Annotated in this window: 14 protein-coding genes; 11 read left to right on the top strand and 3 right to left on the bottom strand. The window is 72.6% G+C overall.

The window, feature by feature from the left end; translation table 11 throughout:
- The first annotated feature begins 64 nt into the window (after positions 1–64).
- From ACWEVN_RS05485 to ACWEVN_RS05530, 10 genes are all read left to right on the top strand, one after another.
- Entirely contained in the window at positions 65–1294 is a 1230-nt protein-coding gene (locus tag ACWEVN_RS05485) for a DUF222 domain-containing protein (RefSeq protein WP_452050390.1), read from the top strand.
- 786 nt (positions 1295–2080) lie between these two features.
- Positions 2081–2923: an ESX secretion-associated protein EspG gene (locus ACWEVN_RS05490; protein ID WP_452050391.1), complete on the top strand. Its 843-nt coding sequence runs from the start codon at positions 2081–2083 to the stop codon at positions 2921–2923.
- Positions 2924–2939: 16 nt separating this feature from the next.
- Positions 2940–3410, top strand: a complete 471-nt coding sequence (locus ACWEVN_RS05495; protein ID WP_449681002.1) for a hypothetical protein — start codon at positions 2940–2942, stop codon at positions 3408–3410.
- Positions 3411–3418: 8 nt separating this feature from the next.
- The gene (locus ACWEVN_RS05500; protein WP_452050392.1) at positions 3419–5389 is read left to right on the top strand and encodes a hypothetical protein; all 1971 of its coding nucleotides are present in this window, start codon (positions 3419–3421) and stop codon (positions 5387–5389) included.
- A 5-nt stretch (positions 5390–5394) separates the two neighbouring features.
- On the top strand, positions 5395–5739 hold the full coding sequence (locus ACWEVN_RS05505; protein WP_310970611.1) for a type VII secretion target: 345 nt from the start codon (positions 5395–5397) through the stop codon (positions 5737–5739).
- A complete protein-coding gene (locus tag ACWEVN_RS05510; protein ID WP_449681004.1) occupies positions 5736–6278 on the top strand; it encodes a YbaB/EbfC family nucleoid-associated protein in 543 nt (180 codons plus the stop codon). The genes ACWEVN_RS05505 and ACWEVN_RS05510 overlap by 4 nt, the downstream gene beginning before the upstream one ends.
- The gene (locus tag ACWEVN_RS05515; RefSeq protein ID WP_452050393.1) at positions 6272–11086 is read left to right on the top strand and encodes a DUF6531 domain-containing protein; all 4815 of its coding nucleotides are present in this window, start codon (positions 6272–6274) and stop codon (positions 11084–11086) included. Before ACWEVN_RS05510 ends, ACWEVN_RS05515 begins: the two co-directional genes overlap by 7 nt.
- A gap of 4 nt (positions 11087–11090) precedes the next feature.
- On the top strand, positions 11091–11567 hold the full coding sequence (locus ACWEVN_RS05520; protein ID WP_449681006.1) for a hypothetical protein: 477 nt from the start codon (positions 11091–11093) through the stop codon (positions 11565–11567).
- Positions 11568–11619: 52 nt separating this feature from the next.
- Entirely contained in the window at positions 11620–12174 is a 555-nt protein-coding gene (locus tag ACWEVN_RS05525) for a GNAT family N-acetyltransferase (protein WP_452050394.1), read from the top strand.
- A complete protein-coding gene (locus ACWEVN_RS05530) occupies positions 12171–13478 on the top strand; it encodes an MFS transporter (protein ID WP_452050395.1) in 1308 nt (435 codons plus the stop codon). Before ACWEVN_RS05525 ends, ACWEVN_RS05530 begins: the two co-directional genes overlap by 4 nt.
- Here ACWEVN_RS05530 and ACWEVN_RS05535 read toward each other — a convergent pair.
- Both ACWEVN_RS05535 and ACWEVN_RS05540 read right to left on the bottom strand, forming a co-directional pair.
- The gene (locus tag ACWEVN_RS05535) at positions 13436–14671 is read right to left on the bottom strand and encodes an SGNH/GDSL hydrolase family protein (RefSeq protein ID WP_452050396.1); all 1236 of its coding nucleotides are present in this window, start codon (positions 14669–14671) and stop codon (positions 13436–13438) included. The two genes, ACWEVN_RS05530 and ACWEVN_RS05535, sit on opposite strands and share 43 nt — an antisense overlap.
- Positions 14672–15054: 383 nt before the next feature.
- Positions 15055–15321: a hypothetical protein gene (locus ACWEVN_RS05540; protein WP_449681010.1), complete on the bottom strand. Its 267-nt coding sequence runs from the start codon at positions 15319–15321 to the stop codon at positions 15055–15057.
- A gap of 238 nt (positions 15322–15559) precedes the next feature.
- Here ACWEVN_RS05540 and ACWEVN_RS05545 point away from each other — a divergent pair, with 238 nt between their 5' ends.
- A complete protein-coding gene (locus ACWEVN_RS05545) occupies positions 15560–17911 on the top strand; it encodes an alpha-L-fucosidase (RefSeq protein ID WP_452050397.1) in 2352 nt (783 codons plus the stop codon).
- On the opposite strand, the gene ACWEVN_RS05550 is transcribed toward ACWEVN_RS05545, so the two are convergent.
- Entirely contained in the window at positions 17892–19874 is a 1983-nt protein-coding gene (locus tag ACWEVN_RS05550) for a HelD family protein (protein WP_452050398.1), read from the bottom strand. The genes ACWEVN_RS05545 and ACWEVN_RS05550 overlap by 20 nt on opposite strands.
- Positions 19875–19901 lie beyond the last annotated feature (27 nt).

The raw sequence follows: 19901 nt of genomic DNA on the forward strand, positions 1-19901 counted from the left end.
GGGGTTCGGGGTTCGTACCCGTTCGAGTGATGAACTTGTGTTCGATGGTCGGTAATCTTGATCTATGTCCGACAGCGCTCGTTCGTCCGCCGAGGCGGTAGCTTTCGCCGACCGCCTCGGTGAGTTGCTCGCGGCCATCCGCTCTGCTGAAGCTGAAGTCGGCGCGCTGCTGGTGGAGATTGAGCAGCGTGGGGTGATGGAGGTGTTCGGCTACCGGTCTGTTGCCCGGTTGCTGGAGCACCTGGGTGACCTTCCGAGGTCGGCGGCGGAACGTCTGGTGAAACGGGCCCGCTTGGTCAATCCCGGTCGCACCCTCGATGGCACCCCGATCCCGGCGCTGGCGCCGGCCACGGGTGTTGCTGCTTTGTCTGGCTCGCTGAGTGCCCCGATGATCGATGTGATCACCGGGGTCCTGGCGGAGGTTCCTCCTGAGCATCGCGACCGTGTCGAGGCTGACCTACTGACCTTCGCTGCCGAGGCCGGGCACAAGCAGGTCGCGGTCCTCGGTGCCCGGATCCTTGCCCACCTCAACCCCGATGGTGCCGAGCCCGATGACACCGAACCTTTGACTCCCACCCGGGAGCTGTTTCTGCGTCGTCGAAGATCCGGGGTCTGGGAGTTGAACGGCAAGTTCGACGACGAGACCGGCACCCGCGCCAGCGCTCTGCTCGACGCGCTGGCCGAGCGCCGCACCGGTGACGACGGCCCCGACCACCGCGCGATGCCGCAGCGTTACGGTGATGCGTTCTCCGACGCGATCGACCTGGCCCTTAATTCCCCGGACTTGCCGATGCAGGCCGGGGAACGAGCCCACGTCATGGTCGCGGTCTCCCTCACCGACCTGCAGTCCGGCACCGGCACCGCAACGCTCGGCGACACCGGCACCATGACCGCCGCCGAAGCCCGCGTCCACGCCTGCGACGCCATGATCATCCCCGCCGTGCTGGGTGCGAAGAGTGAACCGCTCAACCTCGGGCGTCTCCGCCGCCTCATCTCCGCCGGGCTGCGCCGGGCGTTGTTCCTGCGCGACCGAGGTTGTGCGTTCCCCGGCTGCCATCGCCCACCCCGGCACTGCCAAGGCCATCACATCCGGCACTGGGCCGACGGTGGCCCCACCAGCCTCACCAACCTGGTGTTGATGTGCGCCCACCACCACCGGCTGCTGCACCGCTCCGGCTGGGAAGTCCGCATCGCCCCCGACGGTCTCCCGGAATTCCTCCCACCCACCTTCCTCGACCGCCGCCGAAAACCCCGCCGCAACAACCTCCACGAACCCCTCCCATTCGCAGCCTGAGCCAACCGAACAACGGGAAAGGCCCGCAGCCACACGGCTACGGGCCTACACCCACGCCCCGCCCACAAACTCCCCGCGCAGCCTCGTGCATCGCCGTGCAGCCTCACCCACCGCCGTGCAACCTCACCTCTGCCGTGCGACCTCACCCACCGTCGCGCGAACTTTTCTCCACCCGCGCCACCTCGCCTCACCGCCGCGCGGCCTCGCCCGTCGGCGTGCAGCTTCGGCCGCTGGGCGTGGCCTTTCTCCATCGCGCGCGGTCTCGTCACCGGCGCGCAACTTCGGCCCAGCGTTGCGCGACCTTTCCCTGCCGCCGTGCAACCGCATCCATCACGGTGAGGCCCCCAGCTCTGCTCAGCCTCGCTTGTGCCGACCCCTCCAGCCTCTGCCGCTCCAGCGGTTTCCCGATCGCCGCCTCGCGACCGGCCGCCCCGCCGCGGCGGCCGGAGATCGCCGTCCCTGCCAGTGCGAATCGTCGGTCGCCGCCCACCGCCGCCGCCCTGCCAGCGCAAATCGCCGCCCGCCGCCGTCGCCTGTCGCCCAGAGTCCGCCACCGTCACCGCCCCATCCGGCGCCCGCCCGAGCAGCCGATCAACCAGCCACCACCCCAACCCCGATCGAGCACCCCGCCACTCCATCGGGTGACATCCCCTTGCCCGCCCGGGCCAGCGGAGTGTGGTCTTTCGGGCATCCGGGTGGCGGTCGCGACCCCCACTGCAGCCGCACTGCTAATGTTCATCAGGGAACTTGCTTGAAGGTTTGACGAAAAGGATCCGGCGAGGGGAAATGGCGGAGCGGTTCGAGTTCGTCCTCGAGGTCTTCGAAGCACTCGTCGTCGGGCGGGCTACCGGGGGCGATGTCCGGCGGTACCCGCTCCGGGCCGGGAATCTGCCGTCCGATCCCGTGCGGTTCGTGCACATTGCCCGGCGGGTCTACGACGAGCTCGAGGAGCGGCGTCTGTCCGTCTCCGGCGAGCTGCACCCCGGGGTGCGGACCGCCTTCGAACTGCTGGCCGAGCCGCGGGTCTCCGTGGCCGTCAGCGGGATCGATGGGCTGGGGGCCGATGTGGCCGTCCTCGTCGTCAGCGATGGGGCCCAGGCTCTCGGGATCACGCAGTCCGCCGACACCGATGAGCTGCTGTTCTCGCTGTTCGCCGACGAAGATCTCGTCGAGGTCGTCACCGGGGTGCTTCCGCCGGCTCCCGCCGCCAGCACCGGGCGGCACACCGTGCACCGGGCCGCCGGGCGGGAGGTCTCCGCCATGACCGCCAAGCGGATCGCCGACGCCGAGTTCGACGAAGAAGAGACCGATGCCTTCGGGATGATCGAGGTCAAGGCCGTCGTGCGGCCCGGGCGGCGGCCGCCGGCTCCGAAACCGTCCGATGTCGCCGTGCTCGAACGGGTGCTGGCCGAACCACGGCTGGGTGGGGGACACATCGCCGTCAGTGCTCAGGGGCGGCGCGGGGAACGCGTCGCCAGCGAGCCGCTGAGCTGGCTCGACACCGCCGATGGCCGGTACCTCGTGCACACCCGGACCGGTGACGGCGGGGAACTCACCGCGGACTACGTGCCCGCCGGGCGGGCCGATCTCGCGCGCGCCATCCGCGACGCCATCGCGGCCGTCTACTGATCGGGGAGGAGCAGTCATGACCACGGAAGAGACCGCCGCGGCGGCTCAGGCCATCCAGGCCACCATGCAGATGCAGAGCGCGGCCACCCCCGAGGCGAAGGCCATGGCCGCCGTGCGGGTCGGGCTCGCCGGGGCGCAGCTCAAGCGGCTGGCCCAGACCGGTGGCTTCGCCATCGACGACACCACCGGCAATCAGCTGATCGAGGCCCTCGAAGGCGTGCTCGAGTCGCTCGAGCAGCGGTGGGCCACCCTGCAGCGGCTGCACGACGCGCCCGCGATGAGCCGGACCGCCACCGGGCAGTGGGTGTCCGCGCACATGGTCAGCACCGCCGCCGACGAGCACGGCCTGGTCACCCAGCTGCAGGCCGCGCGGCAGGAGTTCCCGACCTACATCGAGGCCATCAAGCTGGCCAAGCAGAACTACAAGTCCCGGGAAGAGACGACGCAGCAGACGTTGACCTCGCTCCCGACCGCCGACCAGAGCTGAGGGAGACCGTGGCACCCACCGCCGAGTCCGTCTCGGACCCGTCGTCGCCGGACTACGACCCGCGCAGTCCGCTCTACGACGTGACCGCCGATTCGTCGTCGAAGTACTACGTCGGGCCGCTGACCACGGACAAGTCGCCCTCGGGCGACGAGATCCGCGACATGGCCACGAAGCAGGTCGACGACGAGATCCGGGCCGGCTGGCTCGGCCCGGTCGTCGACCCGGTGCTGCGCGACAAGAAGATCCAGGAGCTCTACCAGCAGCACCTCAACGACGCCAAGCACGGCCTCGACGAGGGCCTCACCATGCGGGAGAACGGCGGGGCGCCGCGCACCCTGTGGAACAACGCCAGCCACGAACAGATGAACGAGGCCATCACGCAGGACGCCAACCCGGCGACCGTCGCGGAAACCTCGGAGGAGTGGGTGCGGGTCGGCAACGACCTCGGCACGCACCAGAAGACGCTGGCCGACGCGATCAACGCGAGCACGAACAACTGGCAGGGCGACGCCGGTGACGCCGTCCGCGAGCACCTCGCCGGGGTCGGCAAGTGGCTCGGCGCGACCGCGCAGGGCGCCACGCTCGCCGGGCGGCAGCAGGAGATCCACTCCCAGGCGCTCAACGAGACCCAGCGGCAGATGGTCGCGAACCCGCCGGTCCAGTTCGACCTGCAGTCGACCAACCAGCGCCTGATGTCGATGACCGACCCGATCCAGTACGCGGCGGCCGCGGGCGAGGCCATGCAGACCTACCGGGCGCAGCAGGCCGCGCGGGACCACGCCGCGCAGATCATGACGCAGTACGACGAGACCATCGGCGCCGCCGTCGCCACCCCGCGGTTCCCGGCCCCGCCGAAGCTGCCGACCGCGACCGCGACCAGGCAGAACGTCGCCGCGCGGGGCGGCGCCGGAGCGGGCGGTGACGTGCAGCCGCTGCAGGCGGGAAGCCGGCGGCTCCCCGATGCCGCGGGCATCCCGGCCGACGTGAACGCGGCGGGCCTCGGCGCCGGTGGTGCCGCGGGCGCCGGCGGGGCCGGCGCGGGCATCCCGGGCGACGGCAGCGGCGCCGGAGGGTCCGGCTTCTCCGGCAGCGGCATCCCGGGCGCGGGCGGCTCCGGCAGTGGCGTCCCGGGCAGTGGCATCCCCGGCGGTGGCGGCTCCGGCTTCTCCGGCGCGGGCATCCCCGGCGGCGGCAGCGGTGCGGGTGGCTCCGGTGGCGCGGGCTTCACCCCGCCGAACTTCGAGACCCCGAACGGCCCCGGCGGCGGCAACTTCAGCGGGGCCGGCATCCCCGGCTCGTCGCTGCCGCACTTCGACGACTCGACGACGTCCTCCGGCTTCACGCCCTCGGGCATCCCCGGCGGCGGGGGCAGCGGCGGCGGCAGCGGGTTCACGCCGCCGTCGATCCCGAACATCCCGGACGTCTCCGGGGGCGGCGGGACCGTCCGCGGCGGCGGCTCGATCCCCGGGTTCACCCCGCCCGGCATCGACCCGATCACCGGGCTGCCCACCGGCACCGGCGGCCTCAACACCCCCGGCGGGGCGAAGATGCCGACCATCGGCCGAGGTGGGGGCATCAACGGCGAGAGCATCGCCAGCCGGCTCGGCGGCATCCCCGGCGGCGGCAGTGGCGGCGGTGGCTCGCTCGGCGGGATCGGCGGCTCCGGGGCCGGCGGGTCCGGTGCCGGTGGTGCCGGCCTGCGCGGTGCGGGCAACCTCAGCGGCGGTGCCGCGTCCGGCGCGGCCGCGGAAGCCGAAGCGGCGGCGGCGCGCAACGCGATGTCGGGCCGCGGTGCGGCCGGTGCCGCGGGCTCCCCGGGCATGGGCGGCATGGGCGCCGGCCGCGGGGGCAAGAAGGAAGACGACAAGGAACACAAGGCAGCCGACTACCTCGAAAGCGACGACCCGAACTTCTTCGCGGGCGAGCAGGCGGTCGCACCGCCGGTGATCGGCGACTGGAAGAACCAGGATTGGAAGTGACGCCCGTGACGGCTCCCGGTTTCGAGGTCGAACCGGACGACCTGGTCGCGCACGCGAGTCACGTCGAGAGCCTGGTGGACCGGCTCAACACGGCGAGCTCGGCGGCCGACACGGCGATGTCCGACCACGCCTACGGGCTGCTGTGCGCCTTCCTCCCGCCGATCATCCGGCCCACCAACGAGGAGGCGAAGGACGCGCTGACCGCCTCCGCGGAAGGCGTGCGCGGGCTCGCGGACAACGTCACGGCGGCCGCGAAGTCCTACCGGGAAGGCGAAGAAGCCAACGCGCAGCCGTTCGAGCGTCAGCTCGCGGCCTCGCCGCGCGCAGTGGAAGCGAGGTCCAACGCATGACGGGTCCGAACGGGCTGGGGGACCTCATGCGGGACCCCGACGAGACGATCCGCCGGATGGACGACTGGGCGGCCGGGTTCGCCGCGAAGGCGCAGCGGTACCAGGCGGCGCAGGAGCAGACCGAACGGCTGCGGCTGACCGCGACCAGCTCCGACGGCGCGGTCAGCGTGACCGTCGGCGCGGACGGCACCGTCACCGAGCTGACGTTCTCGAACAAGGTCAAGTCGTTCCCCCTGGAAGAGCTCTCGCGGCAGATCCTGACGACCATGCGCCGGGCGCAGTCCGGCATCGCCGACCGCGTCGCCGGGGTGATGGCCGAGCAGCTCGGCGACGAGGACCGCGAAACCCGTGGCCTGCTGCTCGACAACCTGCGCGGCCGCTTCCCCGACCCGGACGAACCGGACGAGCAGCCGCCCGCCCCGCCCGCGCCGGTGCCCCCGGCCCCCGCAGGGGGCGCGGCGACCCCGCCCGCCCCTGGTGCCCCGCAGCCGCCGCGGCGGCCTGCCGCTCCCGATGACGAGGACAACAATCCGTGGTGAATCCGCTGGTCGCGGAGACGAAGGATTCCACCAAGGCGTATTCGGGCATTTCGCTGCTGGAGTCGGCGAACGACCTGAAGTCGGCCATCGAAAGCGGGGACTGGGCCTCGGTCGCGCTGGGTTCGGTCGGGACGGCGCTGGATGCGCTGTCGATGGCGATGGACCCGTTCGGGGCGATCCTCGCGGCCGGCGTCGGCTGGCTGATGGAACACGTCGGGCCGCTCAAGGAAGCGCTCAACGGGCTGACCGGCAACGCCGATGAGATCGCCGCGCAGTCGGAGACGTGGAAGAACATCGCGACCGAGCTGGGCAGCGTCGGCGAGGACCTGACCGGGATGGTCAAGGCCGACACCGTGTCCTGGACCGGGGCCGCGGCCGACACCTACCGGCAGCGGGCGCAGGACACGGTGACGCTGCTGGAGACCGCGCAGAAGGGCTGCGAAGGCGCTTCCAGCGGGGTCAAGACAGCCGGTGAGGTCGTCGCGGCGGTCCGGGCGCTGGTGCGGGACATCATCGCGGAGCTGGTCGGGCACCTGATCAGCTGGGCGCTGCAGGTGCTGTTCACCCTCGGCATCGGCCTGACCTGGGTGGTGCCGCAGGTCATCAACGCGGTGGCGAAGACGGCGTCGAAGATCGCCGATCTGGTGAAGCGGCTGGTGACGGCGTTGAAGGCGCTGGTGCCGCTGCTCAAGCGGGCCGGGGATCTGTTCTCCGATGCGGCGAAGGCGCTGCGGAAGATCAAGCCGGGGAAGACGGCGCCGCCGCCGAAGCACGCCGACATCAAGGGCGGGCCGAAGGACATCGGCGGTCCCAAGGGCAAGGGCGACGGCGACGGCACCTCGACCTCGGGCGCGAAGGGCGACGGCACCAGCACTTCCGGCGCCAAAGGCGACCCGCCACCGAAGAGCGACCCGCCTCCGGGCTCCAAAGGCCCCGACGACAACCCGAAGGGCCCGGACTCCTCCCCGGGCGGCGGCTCGACCACGCCGTCGGGCGGCGGCAAGGGCGACGGCGGCGGCAAGGGCGGCTCGAACAAGCCGGACAACCCGCGCGACCGCGGCGTCGGCCCGGACGACCGGGTCTGCAAGTCCGACCCGGTCGACGTCGCCAACGGCGACGTCATCCTGGAACAGCGCGACCTCGAGCTGCCGGACCCGCTCCCGCTCGTGCTCGACCGGACGCACATCTCGTCCTACCGGGCCGGGCAGTGGTTCGGTCCCACCTGGACGTCCACTGTGGACCAGCGGCTGGAGCTCGACGACGAGCACGTCTGCTACTTCTCCGCCGACGGCCTGGTCCTGGTCTACCCGCACGCCGACCCCGGGGTCGCGGTGCTGCCGCTGGAAGGCCCGCGGCGGCCGCTGACCCGCACGGCGACCGGCTACACGCTGCACGACCCCCTGGCCCGGCGCACGCTCACCTTCGCGCCGCTGCCCGGCCGCGGCGCCGCGCTGCAGCCGCTGAACCGCGTCGAAGACGCCACCGGCGCCGTGATCGAGTGCGCCTACACGCCCTCCGGCGAGCCCTCGCGCCTGACACACTCCGCGGGTTACGAGGTCGCGCTCACCACCGACCGCGGCCGCGTGGTGGCGGTGGACGTCGTCGACGGCGACACCGGCTACCGCGTCCGCGCCGTCCGCTACGACTACGACCCGCGCGGGCGGCTGGTCGCGGTGGTCGACTCGTCGGAGACCCCGATCCGGTTCGAGTACGACGACACCGGCCGGATCACCGGCTGGCACGACCGCAACGGCGTCTGGTACCGCTACGTCTACGACGCCGACGGGCGCTGCGTGGTCACCGTCGGGGACGGCGGGTTCCTCGACGGCCGGTTCGCCTACGACAGCGCGCAGCGGGTCACCCGGTTCACCGACTCGCTCGGCCACACCAGCGAGCACCACTTCAACGAGCTCGGCCAGCTCGTGCGGGACGTCGACCCGCTCGGCGCGGTCACCGGCTACACCTGGGACCGCTACGACCGGATGCGGAGCCGGACCGACCCGCTCGGCCACACGACGCTGTTCGAGCACGACGAGGCCGGCGCCCTGCGCGCGGTCGTGCGGCCCGACGGCAGCCGCGTCGCCGTCACCCGGCACCTCGACGGCGCCCTCGACATCGCGGTCGAAGCCGCCGGCCGCGTCTGGCGCCGCCACTACCCGGCCGGCCGCGCGCCGGACCCGTACACGACGCTGCCCGGCATCGCCGACGGCGCGGACGAGACAGCGCCCGTCGCCGAAGAGCCCGCCGCGGCCACGGCCGAGCGGGGGCGCGAGCGCGGGGACGGCACCGACCTCTTCGGCCGCCCGAAGGCCGTCGTCGACGCCACGGGCGGGCGGTCCGCGGTGCGCTGGAGCGTCGAAGGGAAGCTGCTGGCCCGGACGACACCGTCCGGCGCGCAGGAGGTGTGGCGCTACGACCGGCAGGGCAACGAACTCGGCCACACCGGCCTGCTCGGCCAGGCCGAAGCGCGCGAGTACGGCCCGTTCGACCTGCTGACCGCGGTCACCGACCCGACCGGCGCGCGGACGGCCTACACCTACGACACCGAGCTGCGCCTGGTCGCGGTGACCAACCCGGCCGGGCTGACCTGGCACTACACCTACGACCCGGCCGGGCGCCTGGCCGCCGAGTCCGACTTCGACGGCCGGGTGACCCGCCACACCCACGACGCCGCGGGCCGGCTCGTGCGCACGGAATCCGGTGGCCTGGTCGTCGAGTACGGCTACGACGTGCTCGGCAACGTGGTCTCCCGCCGCACGGCCGACGAGCTCACGACGTTCGCCCACGACCCGGTCGGCCGGCTCGCCACCGCGGCGAACGCCGAGTCCCGGGTGGACATCGAGCGCGACGACTCCGGCCGCGTCCTCGCCCACACCGTCGACGGCCGGACCGTTTCCTTCGGCTACGACGACGAAAACCACGTCGTGCACCGCCGTACACCGTCCGGAGTGGACAGTGTGTGGCGGTTCGACCCGGACGGTGTCCCGGTCGCGCTGGAAACCGCGGGCCAGTCGATCCGCTTCGGGCACGACGGCGGGGCGGAAACGCGGCGCGTCTTCGGCGACGTCGTGCTCGAACAGGCCTACGCGGGGGAGCACCTCACCGGGCAGACCGTCACGGTCGCCGGGCGGCGGGTGCACGCGCGCGGGTACGACTACCGGCCCGACGGCGAACTCGCCGGGGTCGACGACGACGCGACGGGCCCGGTGCGCTACCAGCTCGACGCCGCCGGCCGGGTCACCGCGGTCACCGGCCCGAACCGCGCCGAGCAGTACCGCTACGACGGCGCGGGCAACATCACCGGCACGGCCCGGGAACGCCGGTTCTACACCGGCACCCGGCTGACGGCCTCGGACACCGCGGCCTACGAGTACGACGCCCACGGCCGGCTCGTGTCCCGCCGGGACGCCTCGGGCGCGGTCTGGCAGTACGCCTGGAGCGCCCTCGGCCGGCTCACCGGCGTCGTCACCCCGGACGGCAGCCACTGGCGCTACCGCTACGACCCGCTCGGCCGGCGCACCGCCAAGCAGCGGATCGTCGCCGGGCCGGGCGGCGCTCCGGTGGTCGCCGAGCAGGTGCTGTTCACCTGGGACGGCACCACCCTCGTCGAGGAGCAGGCCGGTCCGCGCGTCACCACCTGGGAGTACCACCCGGACGACGGAAAGCCCCTGGCGCAGCTCGCGGCCGGGCGGCTGGCCACCGTGGTCACCGACCAGGTGGGCACGCCGATCGAGCTCGTCGACGCGGCCGGGGCGCTGCTGTGGCGCGGCCAGGCGGACCTGTGGGGCAGCGACCTGGCGGACCCGGGCGGCACGCCGCTGCGCTTCCCCGGCCAGTACCGCGACGCCGAAACCGGCCTGCACTACAACGTCTACCGCTACTACGACCCGGCGACCGGCCGGTACCTCAGCCCGGACCCGCTGGGCCTCGACCCGGCGCCGAACCCGGTCGCGTACGTGACGAACCCGCTCGTCGCGGCCGACCCGCTCGGTCTCGCGCCGACCGTGTCCCCGTGCGGGAAGGTCAAGGACGACCGGGTCCCGAAGCGCAAGCGCTCCGAGGACGACTCGACGCAGGCCTCCGGGTCGGGCTCGAACAAGAAACCCAACACGGGCAAGGACTACAAGCCGGGCGACATCGTCAACGACGATCTCAAGGACCCGGCGATCGACAAGTACAAGAACTTCCCGAAGGACGACCCGGACAACCCGCTCGGCAGGCGGCTGAAGGACGACGAGGGCAAGACGAAGGTCAAGCGGTCCGAGGACGTCGGCGAGGCCGGGGCGCACGACTACCTGAAGAAGACCACCGGCAAGGACGACCTCGACATGATCACGCCGACGAAGGCCAACCCGCTGCCGGCGGGCAAGTACGGCACCAAGCCGGGTGAGCCGTGGCCGAACGCGGTCGCCTTCAACGGCAACAACGTCGCCGACGTCGCTTACTGGGACGGCAAGACCCTGCACGTCGTCGAGGCGAAGGGCAACGGGTCGACGCTGACCGGCGGCCCGATGCACGGCCGCGTGCAGAAGTTCGACCCGAACACCGGTAATCCGGTGCCGCCCGCGCAGCGGCCCAACGACCACCGGATGGACCAGGGCAGCACGGAGTACCTCAAGGACGTCGCCGCGAACATGAAGAACAGCAAGCCGGAGAACGCGACCTACGACGGCCGCGGTGAGGTCGGGACGTCGATCTGGAACGCCATCCACAACGGCCACCCGCCGGTGAAGTACGTTCCGGTCAACACGACGGTCGGCCCGGACGGCAAGGCGGTCGTCAAGGTGACGCCGGGGTACGGGGAGTAGGAGCATGAGCTACGCGCTGGTCTTCCGCGCGATGTCGGCCGACGAGTTCCGGGCGCGCGTGGCCGCCGACCCGGTGGTGGCGGCGTTCCGCGACGCGGGCGGCGGCGAGCCGACGCCGGAGGTAGCGGACGCCGTCGCCCGCACGGCCATGGAGCTGGGCGAGGAGGTGGGCCGCACCGGGCACTCCTCTGCGGGCGGCGACCGGTTCCGCGAGGAGGTGTTCGACGGCGTCCTCGCCGGCCTGCTGGGCGCCGACGTGGCCGATCACCTGCTTTCGCGGAACCTCGAAGGCATCGTCTGGTACGACTACCCGATGGTCGGGTTCGTGCTGGCCGGGGAGCTCGAAGAAGCCCTCGCGAAGGCGGGTGACGAGCGGCCCGGCGACCTGGACGAGGACGACGCCGAGGTGATCGACGACGTGCTCGCCGCCCTGCGCAAAGCGGCCCGCGCCGGCCAGGACGTGGTCACCGTCTACGCCTGAGCGGTCCTTTCGGGGTCTCGACAGGGGCGCCCGTGCGGGCGACACTGGGCCGATGACCGGCCTGATCACCGGAAGCCGTGTCCGGCTGCGGCCAGCTGCCGCCCCGGACGCCGCCCGGTTCGAGGAGATCCTGTCGCACCCCGAAGTCGCCCGCTGGTGGGCCGACGCCGAGGAGCCGGTGGCCGCCCAGGTGTCCTATCTGCTGGACCCCGACGAAGGCACCACGACCTACGCCATCGAGTACGACGACGTGGGGAGCACCGCCGTGATCGGCATCGAACTCGCCTTCGAGGAGGCCGATCCGCAGTACCGCCACGCCGGGATCGACATCGCCGTGCACCCGGACTTCCAGGGCCGCGGCCTCGGCTCGGACGCCATCCGCACGCTGGCCGAGCACCTGTTCACGGTGCGCGGGCACCACCGGCTGGTGATCGACCCCGCGGCCGGCAACGAGGCGGCGATCCGGCTCTACGCCTCGCTCGGCTTCCGGCCGGTCGGCACGATGCGGTCCTACGAGCGCGGTCCCGACGGCAGCTGGCACGACGGGCTGCTGATGGACCTGCTCGTGGACGACCTGGTCCCGGCAGCCGCACTAGCCGGCTCGTGAGCGGCCGCGCGGTCGCGGCCCGGCCCTTGCGGCGGGTCGCCGTGGCGAGCGCGGTGGGGACCACCATCGAGTGGTACGACTACTTCATCTACAGCACGGCAACGGCGCTGGTGTTCGGCAAGCTGTTCTTCACGACCCTGTCGCCCGCCTCCGGGACGCTCGCGGCGTTCGCGACGCTCGGCGTCGGATTCCTGGCCCGCCCGGTCGGCGGCATCCTCTGGGGCCACTTCGGCGACCGCGTCGGCCGCAAGGCGATGCTGGTGCTTTCGCTGCTGCTGATGGGCTTCGCCACGGTCGGCGTCGGATTGCTGCCGACGTACTCCGCAATCGGTGTCTGGGCGCCGATCCTGCTGCTGATCCTGCGGTTGCTGCAGGGGTTGAGCGCGGGCGGCGAATGGGGCGGGGCCGCGCTGATGGCGGTCGAGCACGCGCCCGAGGACCGCCGCGGCCGGTACGGTGCGTTCTCGCAGATCGGCGTCCCGGCCGGCTTGATCCTGGCGCAGCTGATGTTCTTCGTCCTCGGCCGCGCGCTGACCGACGCCCAGTTCGCGTCGTGGGGGTGGCGGGTGCCGTTCCTGGCGAGCATCGTGCTCGTCGGCGTCGGCCTGGTGATCCGGCTGCGGATCGAGGAAAGCCCGGTGTTCACACGGCTGCGGGAGGCGGAGGAACGCAGCAGCCGGCCGATGGTCGAGGTGCTGCGCGAGCGGCCGCGGGCGGTGCTGGTCGCCTCCGGCAGCTTCATCGCCAACACCGCGATCGGGTACATCTTCCTGGCCTACCTGCTGTCCTACGGCACGTCGGTGCTCAAGATCAACCGCACCACGCTGCTGGTCGTCGTCATCGTCGGCAGCGTGACGTGGCTGGTGAGCATCCTCGCCTCCGCCGCGTGGTCGGACAGCATCGGCCGGAAACCGGTGTACCTGGCCGGTTCGGTGCTCCTGCTGGTCTGGCCGATCCCGTTCTTCCTGCTCGTGGACACCAAGGCGACGGTGTGGCTGATCGTCGCGGTGGTCGTGCTCAACATCGGCCTCGGCGCCACTTACGGGCCACAGTCGGCGTTGTTCGCAGAGCTGTTCGAGCCGCGCTACCGCTACAGCGGGGCTTCGTTCTCCTACGCCGTGGGTGCGGTGCTGGGCGGAGGGTTCGCGCCGTTGATCGCGACGGCGTTGCAGACCGCCACCGGCACTTCGCTTTCGGTTTCGCTCTACCTGGTGGCCGTGGCGGTGCTCAGCCTGGTCGCGGTGCTGTTCATCCCGCGGGATCAGAGCCGGTCGAGCCGGACGGCGGCGGCCATCCGCTCGTAACCGGCGTCGCCGGGGTGGAGGTGGTCGCCGGAGTCGTAGGCCGGGAGCATCCGGAGCGGGTCGGCCGGGTCGCGGACCGCGGCGTCGAAGTCGACGACACCGTCGAAGACCCCGCCGGTGCGGATGAAACCGTTCACCGCCTGGCGGGTCGCTTCGAGGGTGTCGTCGTACACGCGCCAGCCCTTGAACGGCGTGAGCGTGCCACCGAGGACCCGGATGCCGCGCGCGTGCGCCTGCGCCACCAGCTGCCGGTACGCCGAGGTGATCGCGGCCGGGTCGGTCTGGTGCGGGTCCTGCTGGATGTCGTTGATGCCCTCCAGCACGATGAGCGTCCGCACGCCGCCCACGCTGAGGACGTCGCGGTCGAAGCGGGAGAGCGCGTTCTGGCCGGCGCCGGAGCCGGGGACGTCGAGCAGCAGCCGGTTGGCGCTGATGCCGGCGTTGAGCACGCCGAAGCGCCCGTGCAGCCGGTCGGCGAGGTAGTCCGGCCAGCGGTGGTTGGCCCCGGCGGCCGAGCCGACGCCGTCGGTGATCGAATCGCCCAGTGTCACGATCGAGGCTTCGGCGCCGCCCTGGACGTCGACCCCGGTGACGTAGTGCCACACCGACGTCTGCTCGGTGTAGGGGGTGCCGGACTCGCTGGCGGAGAAGTCGCCGTTGCGGGTGAAGTACGACGTCTGCGCCGCGGCCGGGTGGTAGGTCACCGGCCCGGATTTCGCCGGCACGTACGTCGTCACGAGCAGGTTCGTGTCGGCGGGGACCCGGAGGTTCACCGGATCGCTCAAGGCTTCGGCGCCGGCCGGGACGACGACGCTCGCGGCGCCGCCGAAGGTGAGCGAGCGCAGGGTGCCCGGCACGGCGTCCGGCCCGGTGCCCTGGACCGCGACGGTGACGTGCCCGAAGGTCAGGGGAGCGGCGCCGAAGGCGTTCGAGAGGTGGACCCGGGCGCGGCCGCCGCCCGCGCTGGTGTGCACGACGTTGCGGATCGAGTAGCCCGGGTAGCCGTCCGGGGTGTTCGCGACGGCGGCCGCGGGCGCCGCGGCCCAGGTGCCGACCCAGCCGCCGACCGCGTGCTGGGCGAGGTTCGGGACAGCGCTTCCCGGATGCGCACTGCCCGGGTTCGCGCTCCCGGACGTCGTGAGGAGTCCGATGCCCGCCAGGACGGCCGCGCTCACGGCCACGAAACGTCGCATCTCCCCACCGTCGCGCGCGGGTCCGCGGGGCGGCGACCGCTGATCAGGTGAGGCACCGGACAAGATCCGCGACAGCGCCCCTCGGGAAAAAGGGGCGGGCCCGTCCGGGATTCTGGGGATGCCGGACGGGCCCGCGCGAGGTGGCCGTTGCCGCGACGGCCGCTCGCCGGGGTACCCGGTCCCGATCGGGCGGAGGCTGGCCCGGATCGTTGCGTCGTGGCGACCCCGGAGGGCGTGTGCGAGACGCCCTCACCCAAAGCACGGCCGCCGGCCCGGGCCGGTTCAGCCCTCTCGCGGGTTTCTCGGCCGAGGACGTCCGAACGCCGTGAAGGCCACCTCGACGAGCTCGAGGTGGCCTTCACGGTCTTCGGTGAGCGGGAGGCTCAAGCTGCGGCGGCCGGGAACCCGGTCAGGGCGCGGTGGCCCGCTTCGGTCAGTTCGGCGGGCGCCCACTGGCCGGGGGCGACGAGCCGGGTGGCTCTGACCAGGCCGGCGCGGGCGAGGTCGTGGGCGGTGTTCTGGTCGCAGCACGACAGGCCGTCGACGCGGAGGTCGGGTTCGCAGCTGCAGCGGAGCTCGGCACGGCCTTCGGCGACCGCCTTGAGCATGGCGATCGCGCGGCGGCTCAGCGCGTTCGAATCGGTGGACATCGGTCTGGCCTTTCGTGCGGCTGGGGTGGTGGCGGCGAGTGCTGCAGCTCGTTACCTAGGGATACGCGGCGAACACGAACACGGTTCACCACGATCGCGCCGAATGGCCCCTTGACAGGGCCGAGGCCAACGAGCAGGGTCATTCATCGGATGAATCAGTTCCGCCAGCGACAGGTGTGCCCATTGTGGGTGAACTTTGTCGCAAATCCGCCGTAGTCATCCGATCCCTGGAGGTTCAGTGACGACCTTCCCCCGCCGCCAAGCCCTCGGCATCGCCCTGGGAGGTGCCGTCGCGCTCGGCGTGGCCGGCCACACCCCGGCCGGCGCCGCCGGCCCGGTCGACGCCGCTCCCGACCGCCCGGAAACCCCCATCGTCCCGCCCCCGCCGCCCGTCCCGGTCGCCCTCGACGCCTGGTTCGGCAACGACGGCATCGACAGCGCGTCGGCCCCCGGTGGCGACTTCGACGGCTCCGGCTACACCTTCCCCGCCGAGCACGTGCCCGCCGGGCAGACCGTCACCGCCGGCGGCGTCCCCTTCAAGCTCGGCTCCGCGGCCGCCGGGGCCAAGAACAACATCGCCGCCACCGGCCAGCGGATCGACCTGCCGAAGGGCCGGTACTTCGTCGCGTACTTCCTGGTCGCGGCCAGCTACGGCGCCACCGGCGGCCCGGCGACCGTGCACTACGCCGACGGCAGCACGAGTACCGGATCCCTCTCCGGCCCCGACTGGTACACCGGCAGCGGCGCGCTCGTCTCGCCGTTCCGCTACGCCCCCGGCGGCGTCGTCGACGACAACCCGGTTTCCCTGGCCACCGGCCAGGTTTGGATCGACCCCGCCCGCGAAGCCGTCGCGCTGACCCTGCCCACGACGGCGAACCCGGCGCCGAACGTCTCCAGCCTGCACGTCTTCGCCCTCACCCTCCAGCCGGTCGCCGTGGGCCGCTCGGCCCTGGTCCTGGACGGCCGGTCGACGGCGAACCTGCTGACCGACGGCGGCCCGCAGGCCGCCGAAGCGACCATCGTCAACGCCGGGACCGTGTGGCTCGGCGCGGGCGACCGGGTGAGCGTCACCGTCGACGTCCCCGGCGGCCGGACGACCGTGCCCGCGGCCATCCGCGCGCTGGCGCCGGGAGAGCAGGCGACGGTCCGGCTCGGCCTCGTCCCGAACGCGTCCGTGCCGCCCGGGACCACGACGAACGGCCAGATCCGCGTCACCGCCGGCCGCGGCACGCTCGCCACCCAGCAGGTGCCGATCACCCTCGGCGTCCCGGACTTCCGGCCGGCCGACGCCTCGCTCTCGGCGCATCGCGCGCCGTACTGGTTCAACGACAGCAAATTCGGCATCTTCATCCACTGGGGCGTGTACGCCGTGCCCGCGTGGGCGCCGGTGGGGCAGCAGTACGCGGAGTGGTACTGGCAGAACCAGCAGGACCCGAACGGGGCGACCTACGCCTACCACCAGCAGAAGTACGGCGAGAACTTCGCCTACGACGACTTCATCCCGCTGTTCACCGCGGCGAAGTTCGACCCGCGCACGTGGCTGAAGCTGATCGCGGACGCGGGCGCCGAATACTACGTCCTGACGTCCAAGCACCACGACGGCTTCGCGTTGTGGGACACCAAGGTCAGCGACCGCAACGCCGTCAAGCTCGGGCCGAAGCGGAACATCGTCGACGAGCTGTTCGCCGCGTCGCGGAAGTACACCCCGCAGCTGCGCAACGGCCTGTACTTCTCGCTGCCGGAGTGGTTCAACCCGGACAACCCGTGGATGGGCCACGCACCCCGCAACCCCTACACCGGCGCACCGCTGCCCTACACCGGCTACACCGCGGGGAAGGACTTCGTCCGCGATTACCAGGCGCCGCAGGTGCTCGAGCTGATTGCGGAGTTCGACCCCGACGTCCTGTGGTTCGACATCGGCGGTGTCAACGACAGCCGGACCGTGCTCACCGAGTACTTCAACCGCGCGAAGAACCGCAAGCGCCCCAAGGACGTCACCTACAACGACCGCGGCGGCATCCCCGACCACGACTTCACGACCCCGGAGTACACGACGTACCCGAACACGGTGGTCGCCAAGTGGGAGGCGAGCCGCGGCCTCGACCCGTTCTCCTACGGCTACAACCGCGCCACCCCCGACGACCGCTACATGACGGCGGAGGAGGTCGTCCGGACCCTCGTCGACATCGTCTCCAAGAACGGCAATTTCCTGCTCGACATCGGCCCGGACTTCGACGGCACGATCCCGGACGTCATGCAGAAGCACCTGCGCGACGCGGGCGCGTGGCTGAAGGTCAACGGCGAGGCGATCTACGGCACGACGTACTGGTCCCGGATGGCCCAGCTCGGCGACCTGCGGTTCACGGTCAAGCAGAACGAGGCCTTCTACGTGCACTCGCTGACCGCGCCCGGCAGCCGCGTGGTCGTGGCCGCGCCGGTGCCGATCCGCGCCGGTGACCGGGTGACGCTGCTCGGGTACCGCGGGAACCTGCACTGGACGGTGGAGGACGGCTCGCTGGTGATCGACGTCCCGGCCGCGGCCCGGCAGGCGGGCCGCTACACCTGGGTGTTCAAGATCGCCTGGAGCTGACCGGCCGGGTCGCCAGCGAGCGCAGTTCCCGCGGCACCGGCCCGGGGTGGACGACACCGAGCGACCGGGTGGCCCGCGTCATCGCCACGTAGAGGTCGCCTGCGCCGTGCGGGCCGGCCGCGAGGACGGCGGCGGGGTCGGCGATCACCACCGCGTCGAACTCGAGGCCCTTGGCCTCGGCCGGGGTCAGCACCACCACGTCGTCGGCCGGGTCCGGCGGCCGCCGCAGCGAGAGGGCGGCCGCCAGGTCCCCGGCCGCCGGCGCGATGACGGCCAGCTTCCCCCCGGTGTGTTCGCCGACGAGTTCGGCGAGCACACCGGGCACGTCGTCGGCCGCCTGCCGCCACGGCGGCTCGCCACTCGCCCGCACCGAGGTCGGTGGCCGCAACGCCGGGTGGTGGACGGCCAGCACCTCCGCCGCGGCTTCCATGATCTCCCGCGGCGTGCGGTAGCCGACGGTCAGCTGCGCGAGCCGGTGCGGCCGCGGCACCCGGTCCCACGACGTGGCCCCGGCCGCGCTGCCGGTCTGGGCCAGATCCCCGACGACGGTCATCGACCGGGAGGGACAGCGGCGCACCAGCATCCGCCAGTCCATTTCGGACAGTTCCTGGGCCTCGTCGACCACGATGTGCCCGAACACCGGCACGCTCGTGCCGAGCAGCGCGGCGGCCTCGTCGAGCAACGGGACGTCTGCGGCGCTCCACGGCCCCTCGACCACGTCGGCCGGGGTCAGCGGCGGCCACAGCCCGTCGAGCACGTCCCGGACGCCGGCGTCGGCGAGCAGGGCCGTCCGCAAGGCCTCCCGGTCGACCTCGTCGAGCAGCGTGCGCGGGCCGTCGTCGTCCTCCGGGCGGAGCACCACGCCCGCGGCGGCGAGGGCCCGCAGTCCGGCCTCGCCGAGGCGGCCGTCGGCGCTGCCGCCGTCGAGCGCCTCGCCGGTCTCGGTGAACACCACCGCCTCCATCCGGGCGGCCAGTTCCCCGGTCAGCGCGGTGACGACCGCCCGGTGGAACACGTGGCGGGCCTGGTTGTGCGGCAGCCCGGTCTCCCGGGCCGTCCGCACGGCCCGGCGGAGCGCCGCCGGGTCCAGCCGCAGCACCTGCTGCTCGAACTCGACGGTCACGGCGTGCTCGGGGACGGCCACCGCGGCGCGGACCCGTTCGGCGAGGCGGGCCGCCATGGCCGCCCGGCCCTTGCGCGCGGCTTCTCGGGCGGTGTCCACCCGGGTGACCGCGACGCCGGGCACGAGGTCGGGCACGGTCGCCGTCACCACCCGGTGCTCGCCGAGGCCGGGCAGCACCTGGCCGATGTAGTCGAGGAACACCCGGCTGGGGCCGAGGACGAGCACGCCGCGGGTGCGCAGGTGTTCGTGGGTGTAGAGCAGGTAGGCGACCCGGTGCAGGGCGACGGCCGTCTTGCCGGTGCCCGGCCCGCCCTGCACGACCAGGACGCCCTGGGCGTCGTCGCGGACGATCCGGTCCTGCTCGGCCTGCAGCGTCGTGACGATGTCCCGCATCCGCCCGGTGCGCCCGGCCGTCACCGCGGCGAGCAGCGCGGCCTCGCCGACCAGCCCGTCGCTCGGAGCGTCCGGGTCGAGCAGTTCGTCGTCGAGGGCGACGACGGTCCGGCCGCGGGTGGTGATCCGCCGCCGGCGGACGACTTCGCCCGGCGCGGCGGCGGTCGCGGTGTAGAACGGCCGGGCGGCGGGCGCGCGCCAGTCCACCAGCAGGGGTTCGTCGCCGTCGAACAGCCCGAGCCGTCCGATGTGGACGCGCCGGCCGCCGGTCAGGTCCAGCCGGCCGAAGCACAGCCCGTCCTCGACCGCGGCCAGCCGGGCCGCCTCGGCCCGCCACACGTCCGGCGCGTGGCCGCGGGCGAGCGCGGCGGCCGCCTCTTCCCGCAGGACGTCGAGGCGGGCGTAGAGGACGTTCAGGTGCTTCTGTTCGGCGGCGAGTTCGTGCATGCCGGAGAGCGTGCCCGCGATTCCGCG

It is taken from the genome of Amycolatopsis sp. NPDC003861, assembly GCF_053605405.1.